The organism is Paeniglutamicibacter gangotriensis Lz1y, from assembly GCF_000348945.1.
Lineage (GTDB): Bacteria > Actinomycetota > Actinomycetes > Actinomycetales > Micrococcaceae > Paeniglutamicibacter > Paeniglutamicibacter gangotriensis.
On the sequence record NZ_AOCK01000002.1, the window covers coordinates 332,720 to 347,322 of the forward strand.

Annotated in this window: 14 protein-coding genes; 3 read left to right on the top strand and 11 right to left on the bottom strand. The window is 64.5% G+C overall.

Features of this window, described 5'->3' with window-relative positions; genetic code table 11:
* Positions 1-121: 121 nt before the first annotated feature.
* Complete coding sequence (locus ADIAG_RS04520; protein ID WP_007270134.1) at positions 122-1,642, top strand: sensor histidine kinase; 1,521 nt, start codon at positions 122-124, stop codon at positions 1,640-1,642.
* Here ADIAG_RS04520 and ADIAG_RS04525 read toward each other — a convergent pair.
* The 9 genes from ADIAG_RS04525 to ADIAG_RS04565 all read right to left on the bottom strand — a co-directional run bounded on the left by ADIAG_RS04525 (position 1,639) and on the right by ADIAG_RS04565 (position 10,706).
* Complete coding sequence (locus tag ADIAG_RS04525; RefSeq protein WP_007270135.1) at positions 1,639-2,349, bottom strand: response regulator; 711 nt, start codon at positions 2,347-2,349, stop codon at positions 1,639-1,641. The genes ADIAG_RS04520 and ADIAG_RS04525 overlap by 4 nt on opposite strands.
* 159 nt (positions 2,350-2,508) lie before the next feature.
* Entirely contained in the window at positions 2,509-2,964 is a 456-nt protein-coding gene (locus ADIAG_RS04530) for an HD domain-containing protein (RefSeq protein WP_007270136.1), read from the bottom strand.
* 96 nt (positions 2,965-3,060) lie between these two features.
* Complete coding sequence (locus ADIAG_RS04535; protein ID WP_007270137.1) at positions 3,061-3,588, bottom strand: DUF488 domain-containing protein; 528 nt, start codon at positions 3,586-3,588, stop codon at positions 3,061-3,063.
* 211 nt (positions 3,589-3,799) lie between these two features.
* On the bottom strand, positions 3,800-5,398 hold the full coding sequence (locus tag ADIAG_RS04540; protein WP_007270138.1) for a fatty acyl-CoA synthetase: 1,599 nt from the start codon (positions 5,396-5,398) through the stop codon (positions 3,800-3,802).
* A 447-nt stretch (positions 5,399-5,845) separates the two neighbouring features.
* Complete coding sequence (locus ADIAG_RS04545) at positions 5,846-6,433, bottom strand: GNAT family N-acetyltransferase (protein WP_007270139.1); 588 nt, start codon at positions 6,431-6,433, stop codon at positions 5,846-5,848.
* 10 nt (positions 6,434-6,443) lie between these two features.
* Positions 6,444-7,259, bottom strand: a complete 816-nt coding sequence (locus ADIAG_RS04550; protein ID WP_007270140.1) for a carbohydrate ABC transporter permease — start codon at positions 7,257-7,259, stop codon at positions 6,444-6,446.
* Positions 7,256-8,176: a carbohydrate ABC transporter permease gene (locus ADIAG_RS04555; RefSeq protein WP_007270141.1), complete on the bottom strand. Its 921-nt coding sequence runs from the start codon at positions 8,174-8,176 to the stop codon at positions 7,256-7,258. The genes ADIAG_RS04550 and ADIAG_RS04555 overlap by 4 nt, the downstream gene beginning before the upstream one ends.
* Positions 8,151-9,515, bottom strand: coding sequence for an ABC transporter substrate-binding protein (locus ADIAG_RS04560; RefSeq protein ID WP_007270142.1), 1,365 nt, complete (start codon positions 9,513-9,515; stop codon positions 8,151-8,153). The genes ADIAG_RS04555 and ADIAG_RS04560 overlap by 26 nt, the downstream gene beginning before the upstream one ends.
* Before the next feature lie 75 nt (positions 9,516-9,590).
* The gene (locus ADIAG_RS04565; protein WP_007270143.1) at positions 9,591-10,706 is read right to left on the bottom strand and encodes a PfkB family carbohydrate kinase; all 1,116 of its coding nucleotides are present in this window, start codon (positions 10,704-10,706) and stop codon (positions 9,591-9,593) included.
* 174 nt (positions 10,707-10,880) lie between these two features.
* Between ADIAG_RS04565 and ADIAG_RS04570 the strand changes: the two genes are divergently transcribed.
* Both ADIAG_RS04570 and ADIAG_RS04575 read left to right on the top strand, forming a co-directional pair.
* On the top strand, positions 10,881-11,630 hold the full coding sequence (locus tag ADIAG_RS04570; RefSeq protein ID WP_007270144.1) for a DeoR/GlpR family DNA-binding transcription regulator: 750 nt from the start codon (positions 10,881-10,883) through the stop codon (positions 11,628-11,630).
* A complete protein-coding gene (locus ADIAG_RS04575) occupies positions 11,627-12,979 on the top strand; it encodes a 6-phospho-beta-glucosidase (protein WP_007270145.1) in 1,353 nt (450 codons plus the stop codon). Before ADIAG_RS04570 ends, ADIAG_RS04575 begins: the two co-directional genes overlap by 4 nt.
* A 187-nt stretch (positions 12,980-13,166) precedes the next feature.
* Here ADIAG_RS04575 and ADIAG_RS04580 read toward each other — a convergent pair whose 3' ends face one another.
* Together ADIAG_RS04580 and ADIAG_RS04585 are read right to left on the bottom strand one after the other, a co-directional pair.
* Positions 13,167-13,907 (bottom strand): RES family NAD+ phosphorylase, encoded by a 741-nt coding sequence (locus ADIAG_RS04580; protein WP_007270146.1) that lies wholly within the window; start codon positions 13,905-13,907, stop codon positions 13,167-13,169.
* Positions 13,907-14,530, bottom strand: a complete 624-nt coding sequence (locus ADIAG_RS04585) for a hypothetical protein (protein ID WP_007270147.1) — start codon at positions 14,528-14,530, stop codon at positions 13,907-13,909. Before ADIAG_RS04585 ends, ADIAG_RS04580 begins: the two co-directional genes overlap by 1 nt.
* Between the last annotated feature and the right edge of the window lie 73 nt (positions 14,531-14,603).

The following is a 14,603-nucleotide window of genomic DNA, read 5'->3' on the forward strand; positions in this document are numbered from 1 at the left end:
CAAGATGGGCCACAAACACCCTGCCCGGACCCGGTCTTCCGGGGGTAGCCTGACCCATAGGAGGCAGGGGGAGTACGGGCAACCGCAATTCCGTGGCTCCGAGAACAGGGAGGTTGGAGGCATGTCCAAACGCAGCGACGTACGCATGCGCGAACTGCTCGCCTCCATGGCCTCGATCACCGGGGACCTCTCGGTCACCGCGATCACCCACCGGGTACTGGATGAAGCGATGAAGATCTACGGTGCCACCACCGGGGTATTGGAACTGACCAACGACTCCCACCAGCGAGGACGGCTAGCCAAGGGCAAGGGCGCCGCGGCCCTGCTCGAACCCGCGGCACGGGACGAAGCCAAACGCCTGCGCCTGGAACTGAGTACGCGCGAACAACACTTCGCCCGCCTCATCCTGGGACCCAAGAACGGCAAGGACAGATACTCGCGGGCGGATAGGGAGCTGGGCGAAGCGCTCGCCGGAAGCGCAGGTGTGGCCCTGGAGAATGCCCAGCTCTACCAGGATGCCGCGGACCGCGCCCGCTGGCTGACCGCCTCAGCCAGCCTCGGCACGCTGCTGGGCGGAGAATCCCTGCACCACCCCCGTGGCCTAGACGAGGTGGCGGAGCTGGCCAGACGTGAGTCGCGCGCCAAGTACGCGCTGCTGCTGACGCCCATTGTTGGGGAGGCGGAGACCGGCACCAGCTACCGGATCGCCGGGATCAGCGAGCACGTCCACCGGCACCTGGCCGGGAGAGTGCTGCTCGACGTCGGTTCCCGGCACCACCTGGCACTGCGCAACACCGAACCGTTTGTGCTTGCCGGGCCCGCACAGCTCCTCCCGCTGGGCGAATTCGCCGATGGGCAGGCCACGTTGGTCGCCGAGCTGATAGCCCGTGGCATGCACTCCGGGCTGTTGGTGATGATCAGGGCACGGGGGGCCGAGGACTACCGTCCCGTGGAGGAACAAATGGCCGGGATCTTTGCCGCAGACATCGCCCAAGGCCTGGGCCTGGTCCAGATGCATCACCTGCGCGAAGAGGTACTGCTGTACCTGGAGCGCGAACGCATCGCCCGGGACCTTCACGACATCGTCATCCAACGCATCTTCGCCGCCGGGTTAGGAATCAGTGCCCTGCGCAAACAGCTGCCCAGCGAAGCCGCCCGGGAGCGGGCCGCCGGCATCGCCAGCGAACTGGACACCACCATCGCCGAGCTGCGCGCCACCATCTACTCGCTGCGCGTCAACGCCGGGCAGTCGGAGACTCCCGGCTCCCGCATGCTGCGCACCATCCGGCTGGCCTCCGAACCATTGGAATTCACCCCGGCGCTGCGGCTGGGCGATAACCTGGACGCACTGCTGGACGAAGTTACGCTCGGAAACCTGTTGGCGGTGCTCACCGAGGCACTGAGCAACGTGGTGCGCCACGCCCGTGCCCACGCCGTCGATCTGGCCGTGGAACGCACCGGGGATAGCCTGCGCCTGATCTTGCACGACGACGGGATCGGCTTCCTGCCCGGCGGGCCGGAAAGCGGGTTGGCGAACATGCGCCAGCGCGCCGCCGAACTCGGCGGGGAACTGCGGATCGATTCCACCCCGGGAGAGGGAACCACCCTGCACTGGATCGTGCCGGTGCCCGCCGGCAGCTAGGTGCCCCCGTCATGGGGACCGGGCAACGGGTGAGTCACGAAGACCGCGGCCTGGGTCCGCGACTCGAATCCCAGCTTCGCCAACATCGAGGACACATAGTTCTTCACGGTCTTCTCCGCCAAGCGCATGCGCTCGCCGATTTGCCGGTTGCTCATTCCCTCACCGACCAATTCCAGCACCCGGCGTTCCTGACTGGTGAGTTGGCTGATCCGCGGGTCGGGGTGTTCGTGGCTGAAGAGCCCGGAAATGATCCGCGCCTTGAGCCCGGGGGTGAACAGCGATTCACCGCGTGCCGCCCGGCGCAGGGCCTGGATCAGGTCGTTGCCGGCGATCTGCTTCAGCACATATCCCATGGCACCTGCCAGCACCGCACCGCGCAATGCCTGCTCGTCATCGTAACTGGTGAGGATCAAACAGTTCAGCGAGGCATCGATGGAGCGCACATCGCGACAGACCTCGATGCCCGTGCCATCGGGCAGCCGTGCATCAAGAACCGAAACATCCGGGCGCAGCGCCGGGATCTGTTTGCGAGCCTCGTGTGCCGTGCCGGAAGTGCCGACGACCTCGAAGCCCTCACCCTCGAGCAATTCACGCAAGCCGCGGCGGACCAACTCGTGATCATCGAGGATGAAGACGCGGATGGGGGTGTCGGTCTCAGATTCGGTGCCGGGGATGGGCGACGGGCTTGCTGCCGCTGCGTGATCCATGAGCGCCCCTTTCGACTCCGCGGGTAGGTGCAGACGCGTCCGCACATTCCTATTCTTAGCCCTCGAACCAGTACCGGACAAGGGGCCAAAGACCTGATGCGGATTTCGGCGACGGTTGGATGCCGGGACCGTGGTTGAGCGGACGGCCTGGCGCAAGCGCTAGTGCGGTTGCGGGAAGCCGAGCAAGGACCGGGTGCGGGCGTACTTCGCGGCTAGCCGTTCACGTGTCTCAGCGGGCAATACTGCGGTGCGTGCGGGGTCGGTGTTGTCCTCGATGTCGGCACGCTTGACCAACAGGCCCGTTGGGTTTCCCCGGACCCGGGCGCAGTAGTCCTCCAAAGTTTCACCCTCGCGTTTGGTCAGTGCGCGAACCGCCTCGATGACAGGGACCGGGATACCAGCAGCCCCAAGGTCAGCTTCGGTGACCTCACAGTCCTCCAGAACATCGTGCAGCCAGGCCGTGGCGATCGCCGCATCGTCGCCGCCGTGGGCGCGCACACCAGCTGCCACACGCGCGGGATGGGTGATGTACTCGACGCCGGACTTATCGACCTGTCCGGCGTGGGCGCGGGTGGCAATGTCCTGGGCTACCTGCACCAAGGCCTGCGTATTCATGATGGTCCTCCGTGGGCTGGGCGGTGGCTCGGTTGCCAGCATCGCTTGGTGTTTCCCAGCGTAGCGATGCTCACGGACAGTTGGCCTCCGCTGTGCCTAGGCAGGGTTCTGTGAGGTCGGCGGGTAGGTGATGGTGGTGCCTTCAACTTGGGCGAAGGAGGTCATCGTATGGGCGGTGGCCTTGGTGGCCGAGAAGATATCCAGGACTTCGACGCCGCGGGCCAATAGCGCATCGCCGACCAGCGAACGGTGGCAGCGCCAGGGAAGGGCCTCGGCGCACATGATGGCGGTGCTGTGTCCGTTGGCCCGCGTCAATAAATCCTCGATGGCGTGATCGAAGGCTTCGGTCTGCATGTAATCGGCGTAGCCGCGGAATGAATCGTTGTGCCAGGCTCCGTTGCCGCTGTCCTTGTGTGTGGGGCGCAGGCCGCCGAGATCCTTGGCCCGGTGGTAGCCGATTCCCGCGCCGGTCAGTGCCTCGGCGAGGACCTCGCCATTGAACTGCGGGTTGTGTCGTGACTTCGGGATGCTGCGGATGTCAACGAGGTGGGTGATGGCGTGGGCCTTGAGGATCTTGATGAACTCGGAAATCTCATGGGTGGAGTGGCCGATGGTGTAAATCATTCTCGTATCCACGATGTGCTCCGATTCCCTGGTCTTTGTGCCCGAAGCCGATGCCTGTGGCTCCTCCCTTTAGCGTAGGCGGATTCCTTCCGGATGCCCACTGATCTGCTCTGGCACAGCACCCGGAGCGGCCCGTGCCGGAGCGCCGAAAAGATCCGCCGGGTACCGCGGGTCTCGTGATACAAGGACGGTGAAAAGCGGGGCGGCAGGGTTAGGAGCGCTCGGCCCGCAATTCGCGCTTGAGCAGCTTCCCGGACTGATTGCGGGGGAGCTCTGCCACAAAATCCACCCGTTTGGGCACCTTGTGATTCGCGAGCCTGCTCTTCACATGTTGGCGCACCGTTTCCGCGGTCAATTCAGCACCCTCCTTGAGCACCACCACCGCGGTGATGGCTTCGATCCAGCGTTCATCCTCGAGCCCGATCACTGCCACCTCGGCGACTTCCTCGAGCTCGTAAATGCAGTCTTCGACTTCGCGAGGAGCCACCAGGACACCGCCGGTGTTGATCACGTCCTTGATGCGGTCGACCACCTGGATATAGCCCTGGTGATCACGGGTGACCTGGTCGCCGGAACGGAACCAGCCCTCGGTGAAGGCCTCGACCGTTGCCTCGGGCTTGTTCCAATACCCGTTCATGACCTGCGGGGAACGGTACTGGACTTCACCGGGCTCGCCAGCAGCGGCGATCGTCCCCTCGGCATTGATGACCCGTGCCTCGACGAAGAACACCGGCCGGCCGCAGGAGGCCGGACGAGCTTCGTGATCCTCCGGACGCAAGACCGAGCACAGTGGCCCGAGTTCCGACTGGCCGAAGCAGTTGTAGAAACCGATCCCCGGGTAGCGGGAGCGCAAACGATGCAACACCGTCACCGGCATGATGGAGGCGCCGTACTGGGCCTTGGTCAGCGAGGACAAGTCGCGGGTGTCCAGATCCGGGTGGTTGCTCAGGGGCACCCACACGGTGGGCGCCAGAAAAAGCGAGCCAATGTGCTCGGCTTCGACCCGTTTCAGGATTTCGGCGATGTCAGGCTTGGCCATCAGCCGGACCGTGGCTCCCAGGGACAAGTAGGGCAAGAGGAAAACGTGCATGGCCGCCGAGTGATACAGCGGCATCGGAATCAGCGGCCGGTCCTCGGCCGTGAAGTCCAGGGCGATGATCGCCGAAACATACTGGGCGATCAACGCCGCGTGAGTCATCATCGCACCCTTGGGCGCGGAGGTTGTCCCGGAGGTGTACAACAACTGGGCCAGATCGCCACCGCGAACTGCCACGTGCACCGGGTCCGTGCCCGCCTCGGGGTCCACGGCAGGGTCCAACGCGGTGTCCAAGATCGAGGGCGAATCGGAGGCTCCGGGCAGCAACGTCCAGACCTGCTCGATGGCTTCGGCCCGGCCATCGTCACGAACTTGGTTCACCAGCGGCAGCCTTTCCTTATCCGCCACCACCACGACGGCTCCGGAATCTTCTAGCAGGTAGGTGAGTTCGTCACCCTTGAGCGCGAAGTTCACCGGCACATGGACCAGTCCCGCCGAGGCGCAGGCCAGGAACAAGATCGCGTAGGCATCGGAGTTGGCGCCGTAGGCTGCCACCCGGGAGCCTGGAGGAAGATTGGCGCTGCGCAGCCTGCCGGCAACTCGTTGCACCGCCACATCCAGTTCCCGGTAGGTCCACCGACGATCCTGAAATTCTAGGGCGGTGGTGTTCGGATTGCGGGAGGTACTGCGGCGCAGCAACGCACCGATGGTATCGACCGGATCCGTGGTGATGATGCTCGCCGCCTCAGCGCTGCCTGGCGTGGAATCTTTCATGGATGAAGGTCCTTTCGAAATGTTCATCATGCCTGGACTGGAGATGTTCGATGCGGGTGTTGTTGGCCTGTTCGGTACGTTAGTGCCTGGCGGGTAGCTGCCGGCTGATCGATGCGGCTCGGCCTTGCGGAAATCCTTCAGGGGAAGCGTTCTTATCTCTTCGGCGGGCGTGCGGCTTTCAAGCGGGGAAACGTGTAGTCGTTTCCCCGATGAATAGTGATCTTAGGATGCCCAACTAATTTCGAGTTGTCTAGGTCACATCGCGGTTTTGATGCCCGTGGCTTGAATGGGGGCAGGATGGGCGAGGAGAGTATGGGATTTTTCGCTACACACAGCACGGGGCGCCGCGTATGCGCTTTCTGGCCTGACGCGGCATCTGCAAAAACCCTGCTGCACGGAGCCGTGCCCGCAGTTTCCTTCCAGGGCAACAACCGATTGCTTCGGCCACTAGGCGCCGGAGGATCCGGGCCCGGCGGTCAGCCACGCTTCGCGGGTGATGGCGTACTCGACGTCGCCGAGCTCGTCCCCGTCGATGCGCACCGGCCAGTCGGCGACGAAGTGCCGCACTAGATCCATCGAACACTTCTCCATAACCAGGCGCGAGGCGGTGTTCACCGCCATGGTGTTGGCATGGATGCGGGTCACCGACGGCACCGAAAACCCGTGGTTGATCAGCGCGCGGGCACCCTCGGTGGCCAGCCCGCGGCCCCAAAACACGTGCTTGAGCCGGTAGCCCAGCTCTGGTTCCGCGGCAGGGGTCCCGGGTTCGGGGCGCAGGTGGAACCAGCCGGCGAATTCGCCGGTGGTCCGCAGCTGAGCCACCCAGAACCCGAAGTCCGGACCTGCCCGGTGGTAGCCGAGGTAGGCGGGGATGTACTCGTCGGTGATTTCCGCCAGCGAGGTCGGCACCCCGTTGGAGATATAGCGCATGACCCGCGGGTCCGCATCCAGGTCAACCAGCAGCCCGGCGTCGTCGGCGGTAAATTGACGCAACACCAACCGCGGGGTCTGCAGCAGGATCTTCATGGAACCCATTGTGCGCCGGTTATTCCTTGACGGCTCCCTCGAGCATGCCCTTGATGAAGTGGCGTTGCATCAGGAAGTAGAGCAGGACCACCGGCAGGGCGACCATCACCGCGGCGGCGGCCAACAGCGCGGTGCCCTGGGTGTACTGGCCCTGGAAGAAGGCCAGGCCCAGCGGGGCGGTGCGGAACTCCCCGGAAGGGGACATGACCAGCGGGATCAGGAATTCGTTCCACGTCCACATGAACATCAGAACGACCATGGTGGTGATCGCCGGGCGGCCCATGGGCACCAGGATGGAAAACAGGATCCTGCCCTTTGAGGCCCCGTCCACGCGCGCGGCGTCCATGATGGAGGGATTCACGCCCTTGAAGTAGGCGCGCATCCAGTAGGTGCCGAACGCGACCGACTGGGCGACCTGTGGCAGGGCCACGGCCCAGACGGTGTCGGTGAGCCCGAAGGTGCGCAGATCGAAGAAGAGCGGCACGATGATGGCCTCGGAGGGCACCATGATGCCCAGCAGGAAGAGGTAGAACAGGAATTGTTCGCCGCGAAATCTCATGGTCCCAAACGCGTAGCCGGCCATGATCGACAGCACCACGGCGAGGGACACCACAATCACCGCGACCAGCACCGAGGTGCCCATGTATTGCCCGAAGCGTCCCTCGACCCAAGCTTCGGCGAAGTTGCCGGGGTGGAAGGAGCCCTGACGGGCGGCGGACGCGCTGGCAGGACCGAACGCGGTGACCAAGATGGAGAGCACCGGAGTGAGCACTACCAGTGAGAAGCCGATCAGGATCACGTAGTTCAGCGTGCGCTCGGTGGCAGAGACCCTCATTGGGCACGCTCCGAGATCCGGTTCACGGCCAGGGTGATCAGGAAGATGATGAGGGTCAGGGTGACGCCGATGGCCGCGGCGGAGCCGACCTGCCCGGTCTCAAATGCCCTGCGGTAGACCTCGTAGCTGGGCACCGTGGTGGAGGAACCGGGACCCCCGGAAGTGGTCATGTAGATCAAGTCGAAGGTCTTCAGCGAGGCGACGATGGTCAGCGTCAGGGCCACGGTGAGCTCCGCGCGGACCGCTGGGACGATGATGGCGAAGAACTCGCGCACCGGTCCGGCACCATCGAGCCGGACCGCTTCGAAGAGCTCGGTGGGGATCTTGGCCATGCCGGCCAGCAGCAGCACCGTGACTAATCCGGTGGACACCCAGGAGCCGATCAGCCCCACGGCGGGCAGGGAGAAGACGTAGTCCCCGAGCCAAGACCGGGTCAGCGCGTCCAGGCCGATGGAGCGCAGCATCGAGTTCAGCAGCCCGTCGGGCGCATAAATCTGTTTGAAGGCCACCGAGACCACCACCATCGCGATGACCTGCGGCAGGAAGACCAGGGTGCGGAACAGGGCCAGCCCGCGGGCCTTGGCCCGAGTTAGTACCGCGGCCAGCACCAGGCCGATCCCGCAGGGCAGCACCGCGTAGAAGAAGATGAACACCAGTGCGTGGCCGAAGGCGGCGCGCAGCCGGGCGTCGGCGAAGATCTCGGTGTAGTTCTCCGCCCCGACGAACGTGGCCAGACTCAGCCCGTCCCAGGCGAAGAGCGAGAGGTGCACCGAGCGGGCCAGCGGGTAGAGCATAAACGCCGCGTAGATGATGAAGGCCGGGGCGATGAAGAGATACGGGGTCAGCCGGCGGCCCTGGCGCCCCGAGGAATTCCCCGGGGCGCCGGTGGTGTTACTTGCCTTGGGTAAAGCCGGCATAGTCCGCTTCCATGGCCTCGGTGAAGGCCTTCGCGTCGATCCGGCCATCGAGCAGTCCCTGCAGCGAATCGCCCAGGGTGTCTCCCATGGTCGGGGTCGCGTAGTCCAGGTACGGCAGCAGTACTCCATCGGTGCTCACCGATTCGAAGGTGGTGAACACGTCCCTCTGGACTCCGGAGTCCGGGGCGTGGGCCGCGGTGTCAAGCACCGGCAGGTTCCCGGTCTCGGCCAGCACCTTCATCGCGTCCTGGTTGGTGATGAAGTCGATGTAGGCCGCGGCGAGGTCGGGGTTCTTGGTCTTGGCGGTCACGGTGAAGGGCAGCCCGGTGCCGCCGGTGGTGTGTGCGCCCGTTCCTGCGGTGGCACCGGGAGCGAAGAATCCGACGTCCTGCCCCATAGCGTCTTCCAAGTCGGCGGCCATCCAGGAGCCGCCCATCAAGAAGACCCCTTCGCCCTTGGTCAGCTTCTGCCAGGCGGCATCGTACTCGGTGCCGTTGACGCCCTGGTTGAAGTAGCCCTTGGCGTTCCAGTCGGCCAGCGTCTGCGCCGCGGCCTGGTTTTCCTCGGTGGTCCAGGAGGCGCCGGCGTTGCCGAAGCCGAGCTTCTCGATGTCCTCTGCGGGGACCTTGGCGCCTTGGATGGGGCCAAAGACGTGACCTGCAGGCCACTTCTCGATGTTGCCCAGCAGCAGCGGGGTTTCGCCCGCCTCCTTGGCGGTGGTGATGGCCTCTTCGAATCCTGCCCAGTCGCCCGGGACCTCAAGGTCCAGGGACTGTAGCTTCTTCTTAGAGTAGAAGACGCCCACGACCTCACCGACCTGCGGCAGCCCGTAGACCGAGCCGGAGCCGAAGGTGGTGCCGTCGGTGGAGTACTGCGAGTACTTCAGTACCGAGGACGGGAAGCGCTCGGTCCAGCCGTAGGCCGCGGCCCAGTCATCGAGCGGCAGTAACTGCCCGGCCTTCACAAACGCGCCCATGGTGTTGCGGGCGTTGTTGGCCTGGACCACGTCGGGGGCGTCGGTGCCCGAGAGTGCCAGGCGCAGCGTCTTACCCAGATCCTCGAAGGACTGGGAATTTCGCTTGATGGTGATGTTGGGGTATTTGGCCTCGAAGGCGGCGTTGAGCTTGGTCATTTGCTCGTTCTGTCCGCCGCGGACCTCCTGGTCCCAGATGGTCAGGGTTACCTCGCCCATCGACGCCACATCCGTGTTGACGATGGCGCCGGTTTGCGGTGCCGAGGGCGCGGGGGCCTCGGATCCCGGGGTGCAGGCCGACAGGCTCAGCGCCAGGACGGCCGCTGCGGCCAGGGCCAGGGTGCGGGTTTTGCCTCGGGGTGTCATATGGGTCCTTTCGTACACAGGGGAAGTTTTGGTGGGCGGCGGCCGGGAGGGGACCGGGGCCGCCGGGGGATCGGGTTAGCGCGAGGGTGGCAGCGGGCCGTGCCCGTGGCGGCGGTAGTGGGCTTCGGCCTCGGTCAGCAGCCCGAAGGTGGCCTCGGCGCGGCGCACGGCGTTGGGCTTGTGCTGCGCCAGTACGTCGTTGAGGAACCCGTAGCGTTTGGCGATGTCTGCGCATTCGGCGTTGTCGCGGGCGCGTAGCTTGGCCGTTTCCCACCAGTCGGCGATATCTCCCCAGCCCGGGGAAGCCAGCGAACCGCCGAAGTGTTTCACCGCCAGGGCCGAGCAAAGCGTGGAGAAGAGTAAGCGTTGGTGCAGCGGCCAGCCGGCCAGGGTGCCCAGCACGATGCCGGCGGAGAATACGTCCCCGGCGCCCGTCGGGTCGATGGCCGCCACGCGCAGGCTGGGAACCTGGGCATGTTCCCCGGTGGAGGAGTCGATGGCGATGGCACCGTCCACGCCCTGGGTGATGACCACCAAGGGGGCGCGTGTTGAGAGCGCCTTCAGTGCGGCGTCGGGCGACTCAGTGCGGGAGTAGGCCATGGCTTCGACGTGGTTGGGCAGGAACCCGTGGCAAAGTGCTAAGTCGTTGAGTGTGGCCGTGTCCCATTTTTCTGTGGGGTCCCAGCCGACGGCCGCGAAAACCTTGCCCTGGTTGGGGTGGGTGGGGATCCACCAGGGTTCCTCATGTCCGGGCATGGCCAGCTCGGCGATCATCGCCTTGGAGGTGGGTGGGATGCCGATGAGCTCGGCGGCGCTGATGGGGATCGGGTGGCCGTGGGTGATCATCGAGCGGTCCCCGTCGCGGGCCAGGGATACGGTGAGGGCCGAGTGCCAGTTCTCGAAGATGCGCGAGCGGCTTAGGTCGATGCCCTCCTGCTCTTCAAGCAGCGACCAGGACCATGCACCGTAGGCGTCGTCCCCGAAGCCTGCCGATAACCCGGTGGACAAACCGAGCCGGGCGGCTGCCACCGCGAGGTTGGCGATGCCGCCGGGGACCGAGCCCATGCCCTCTGCCCAGACCTCGGTGCCGGGCTGCGGGGCCGTGGGCAGGCCGGTGAAGATGATGTCGAAGAAGAGGGAGCCGGTGAGGAACAGATCGAGTTCCGTCTCTGGCTCGGATGCGGAGATCACCGGTGTGTTCCTCTTGCTTGCGCCGTCAGTGGCGGTCAGGGATGCTTACCGGGTTTCCGGTGGCATGCGGGGCGCGCAGCGCACCCTTGAATTGGACGTTAGCACGCGTTAAGGGGTGGTACAAGTGATTGAATTTGCTCGGTTCTGCTCATTTGTGACTGTTAGTCTGGGGGTATGTTAATCAGTGCGCGGCAGGGCTCGATCCTGCGCCGGATCCAGGAGACCGGGGATGTCTCGGTCCAGGAGCTGGCCAACGACCTGAAGGTGAGCCCGTCGACCATCAGACGGGATTTGAACCTGCTCTCCTCCGAGGGTCACCTGCGCCGGGTCCACGGGGGTGGGTCGCTGGATTCGGACAAGATCGACTTCCGCGAGGTGCTGGCCAGAAGCTCGCCGGCCAAGGAAAAGATCGCCAACCGGGCCGCGGAACTCGTGCAGGACGGCGACGTGGTGCTGCTGGACATCGGCACCACCACCGCGATGCTGGCCCGGGCCCTGCGCGGACGCAAGATTACGGTGATTACCTCCAGCATGGCGGTGCTTGATGAGCTGCGTAACGACCCCGAGGTTGAACTGATCATCCTTGGCGGGGTGCTGCGCCGCTCGTATCACTCGCTGGTGGGCTCGTTGACGCTGGCGTCGCTGGCCAACATCCGGGCGAACATCAGCTTCCTGGGCTGCAGCGGAATCAGGGAGGACACCACGGTGCAGGACACCACCGGTATCGAGGTACCCGTCAAGCAGGCCATCTTGGACAGCAGTGCGAAGATCGTGTTGCTGGCCGACGAAACCAAATTCCCCGGGGTGGGGATCCGAGATGTGTGCACCGCCGAGCGGATCAGCACGCTGGTGACCAGCCAGGGCGCCGATCCGTATACCCTCGAAGCATTCAGGACATTAGGAAGCGAAGTGGAACTGGCATGAAACTGACCATCATTGGCGGCGGCGGATTCAGGGTCCCGCAGATTTTCGAGGCACTGGCAGGCGAGAACGAGGGCGTGCACATCACCGAGCTCTGCCTCTTCGATTCAGACCCTGCGCGGGTGATGGCCATCAAGGCCGTGCTGGAGCAAATGGCGCCGGCGCTGCCGCGGCCACCGAGCGTGGTTTCCGCCGCAACGCTGGATGAAGCGGTGAGAGGGGCGGCCTTCATCTTCTCCGCCATGCGCATTGGTGGGACCGAGGGAAGGATCAAGGATGAACGGATCGCCCTTGATCTCGGGGTGCTGGGCCAAGAGACCACCGGCCCCGGCGGCCTGGCCTACGCCATGCGCACCTTGCCGCATGCCCGGGACCTGGCCAAGCGCGTGGCCAGGCTCGCACCCGGGGCCTTCCTGATTAACTTCACCAACCCCGCCGGCATCGTCACCGAGGCCATGCGCGAGGAACTGGGGGACAATGTGGTGGGGATCTGCGACACCCCCATCGGGCTGATGCGCCGGGCCGTGCACGCCATCGGCTCCACCCCGGAGCAGGTCGACTTCGACTACGTGGGACTGAACCACCTGGGCTGGCTGCGCTCCCTGAAGGTGGGCGGGGTGGACAAGCTCCCAGGGCTGCTGGCCGACGATGTGCTGCTGGGTGGCATCGAGGAAGCCCGGCTCATGGGCCTGGAATGGGTCAGGGCGCTGGGGGCGATCCCCAATGAATATCTGTATTACTACTACTTCCAGCGCGAGGCCACCGCACGGCTGGCTGGTTCGCCCGAGACCCGCGGCGAGTTTCTGCACCGGCAGCAGTCCGGCTTCTACGCCGAAGCCTGTCAGCACCCGGAGCGTGCGCTGGAATCCTGGCAACGGACCAAACACGACCGCGAGGCCAGCTACATGGCCGAAAGCAGGCCCGAGGACCAGCGCACCAACCGTGAGGCTTCGGACATCGAGGGTGGGGGCTACCAGCAGGTGGCCCTGGATTTGATGACGGCACTGCTTGGCGGCAAGCCTGCAACCATGATCCTGAATGTGGCTAACCGAGGTATGGTTCCACAGCTGCCTGAGGACGCAGTGATCGAAGTCCCGTGCACCGTCACGGCCGCCGGCATCGTCCCGAAGGAGATCGCCCCGGTCACCGGGGAGATGCTCGGGCTGCTGCAGCAGGTCAAGGCGGTGGAGCGGCTGGTCATCTCCGCCTCGAAGCAAAAGAGTGAGACGTTGGCCTGGCGGGCGCTGGCCGCCCACCCGCTGGTGGATTCGATCGCTGTGGCCCGGCAACTATTTGAGACCTACAGGGAACAGATCCCTGGCGTGGCGGAGGCCTTCGCCGACGGATCTTAGATGCTGACCGGGTGTTGAACTTCGTGTAAATTCAGTCGCTTTTCAATGCCACTGCGGTGGACCGTTTCGTTGGAGTGCTCCGATGCCGGTGGAGGACTTTGAACAAGCGTTTTGTATCGGCGCAACGAGGGGCGTTTCAGGAGGGTACTGGTGAGGGTCCCAACAATTTTATTGCCGGGCACGGGCGCTACGGAAGGTCATCGCTGACTGAGATCGTGACATCTAAGGCCTCCGCCAACTCGTCGAGTAGCAACCTGCCGGTGCCCTCCAGTAGTGAACCCGAAGCATTTCGATAGGGACCGAGTGTCCAAGCGCCGCGGTGCAGCGGCACTCTGTCTCCAAAGACCATTGCGACCTCTTGGTGCCGTATCCCGGAGATCTCGGCCTGACGGGAGTGCCAGAGGATGCCAGAAGACGCAGGATATGAGGCGTGGATCGTCCGCGCAACCTTCCGCGTGCAGGGATAATGCTCGGTAGAGCTGCTCGCGACATTCTCCCGTACCAGCCCCAGAGCCTCGAGCTGCATATCACGGAGATCGATCAGGTCTAGGGGCCCCGGCGGCACCACTCGGGCATGTAGTTTGCCCAGAAGAGACAGCTCTGAAACCACCCTGGGACGGCGGACATGCACGTCGTGAAGGCTGGTCTCCAACAGCGCGGCTTCAAGGGACTGCGCTAAATAAAAAGACGGTACCCGTTCCCCGGTGCCAAGCGAGTCGAACGGTGAAAACCGTGTGTCGCCAAAACCGGGGTTCGGGTGGCCGTATCCATCTCGGGCGTCGTAGACGCGGTACCAGTGTCGAGAAGTAGGGAAACTGACGTGAAGCAAGCCACCAGTCGTGGCCAGGGATCCCAACTGCGAGATCGCGACGGTACAGCCGGCGGGATCAGGGCATTGAAGGTCTTGCGGTGGGAATCCGCCGGTCATTAGGGGGTCGCCTGTGCGGTCCGTAGCTCGGCCGCGTACCGTTCGGCCGCCTTGTGGGCACGTTTCATGTTGCTCCTGGCGACTTCGGCTGGAACCTCCCCGCTCAGAAGCCCGGTGGGATTAGTCAACCAAGCCCACAGCGACCACCCGTCCAACCCGGCGTACAGCAATGGTCGGACCAGCTCGGAAATCAACGGGTTTACATCCCGGGAATCGGTGAGTTGCACCGACGGGACTAGGACAAGGCCTCGGGCTTCTACGGTGAAAATCTCTCGTCGCTTACGTAGCCGCGACACCCAGGTGCGGATTGAGCTTTCCATGGTTCCGCGAAATTCCGCCAGCGATGCGTAAGTTTCGGCGCCGTTTTCTTGGACAAGCTGTTGCCGGAGGGCTGCGCTGCGCTGCACCTGCCGCTGAGAAGCCTGTGAAACCAGCGGGATGGATTCTTCGATCATGGCTTCGTGAACGTATGACGCCAGGGCCGCCCGGGCCTGGACACGCTCGTTTCCCACCGCGTGATACAGCGAGAGGGCATAGGAAACGTCTTGCTCGTTGAGTCCAATGACCTCGACACGGCCGTTGTTGGTTTGGACGTTAACTCTGTCGGGAACTTGTGCAGTCATGGGAACACCTCCGTACCTCCAATGTAGCAATGTCGCACTGCTTTAGATAGTGCGGCGAACGCCACAGTTGTGG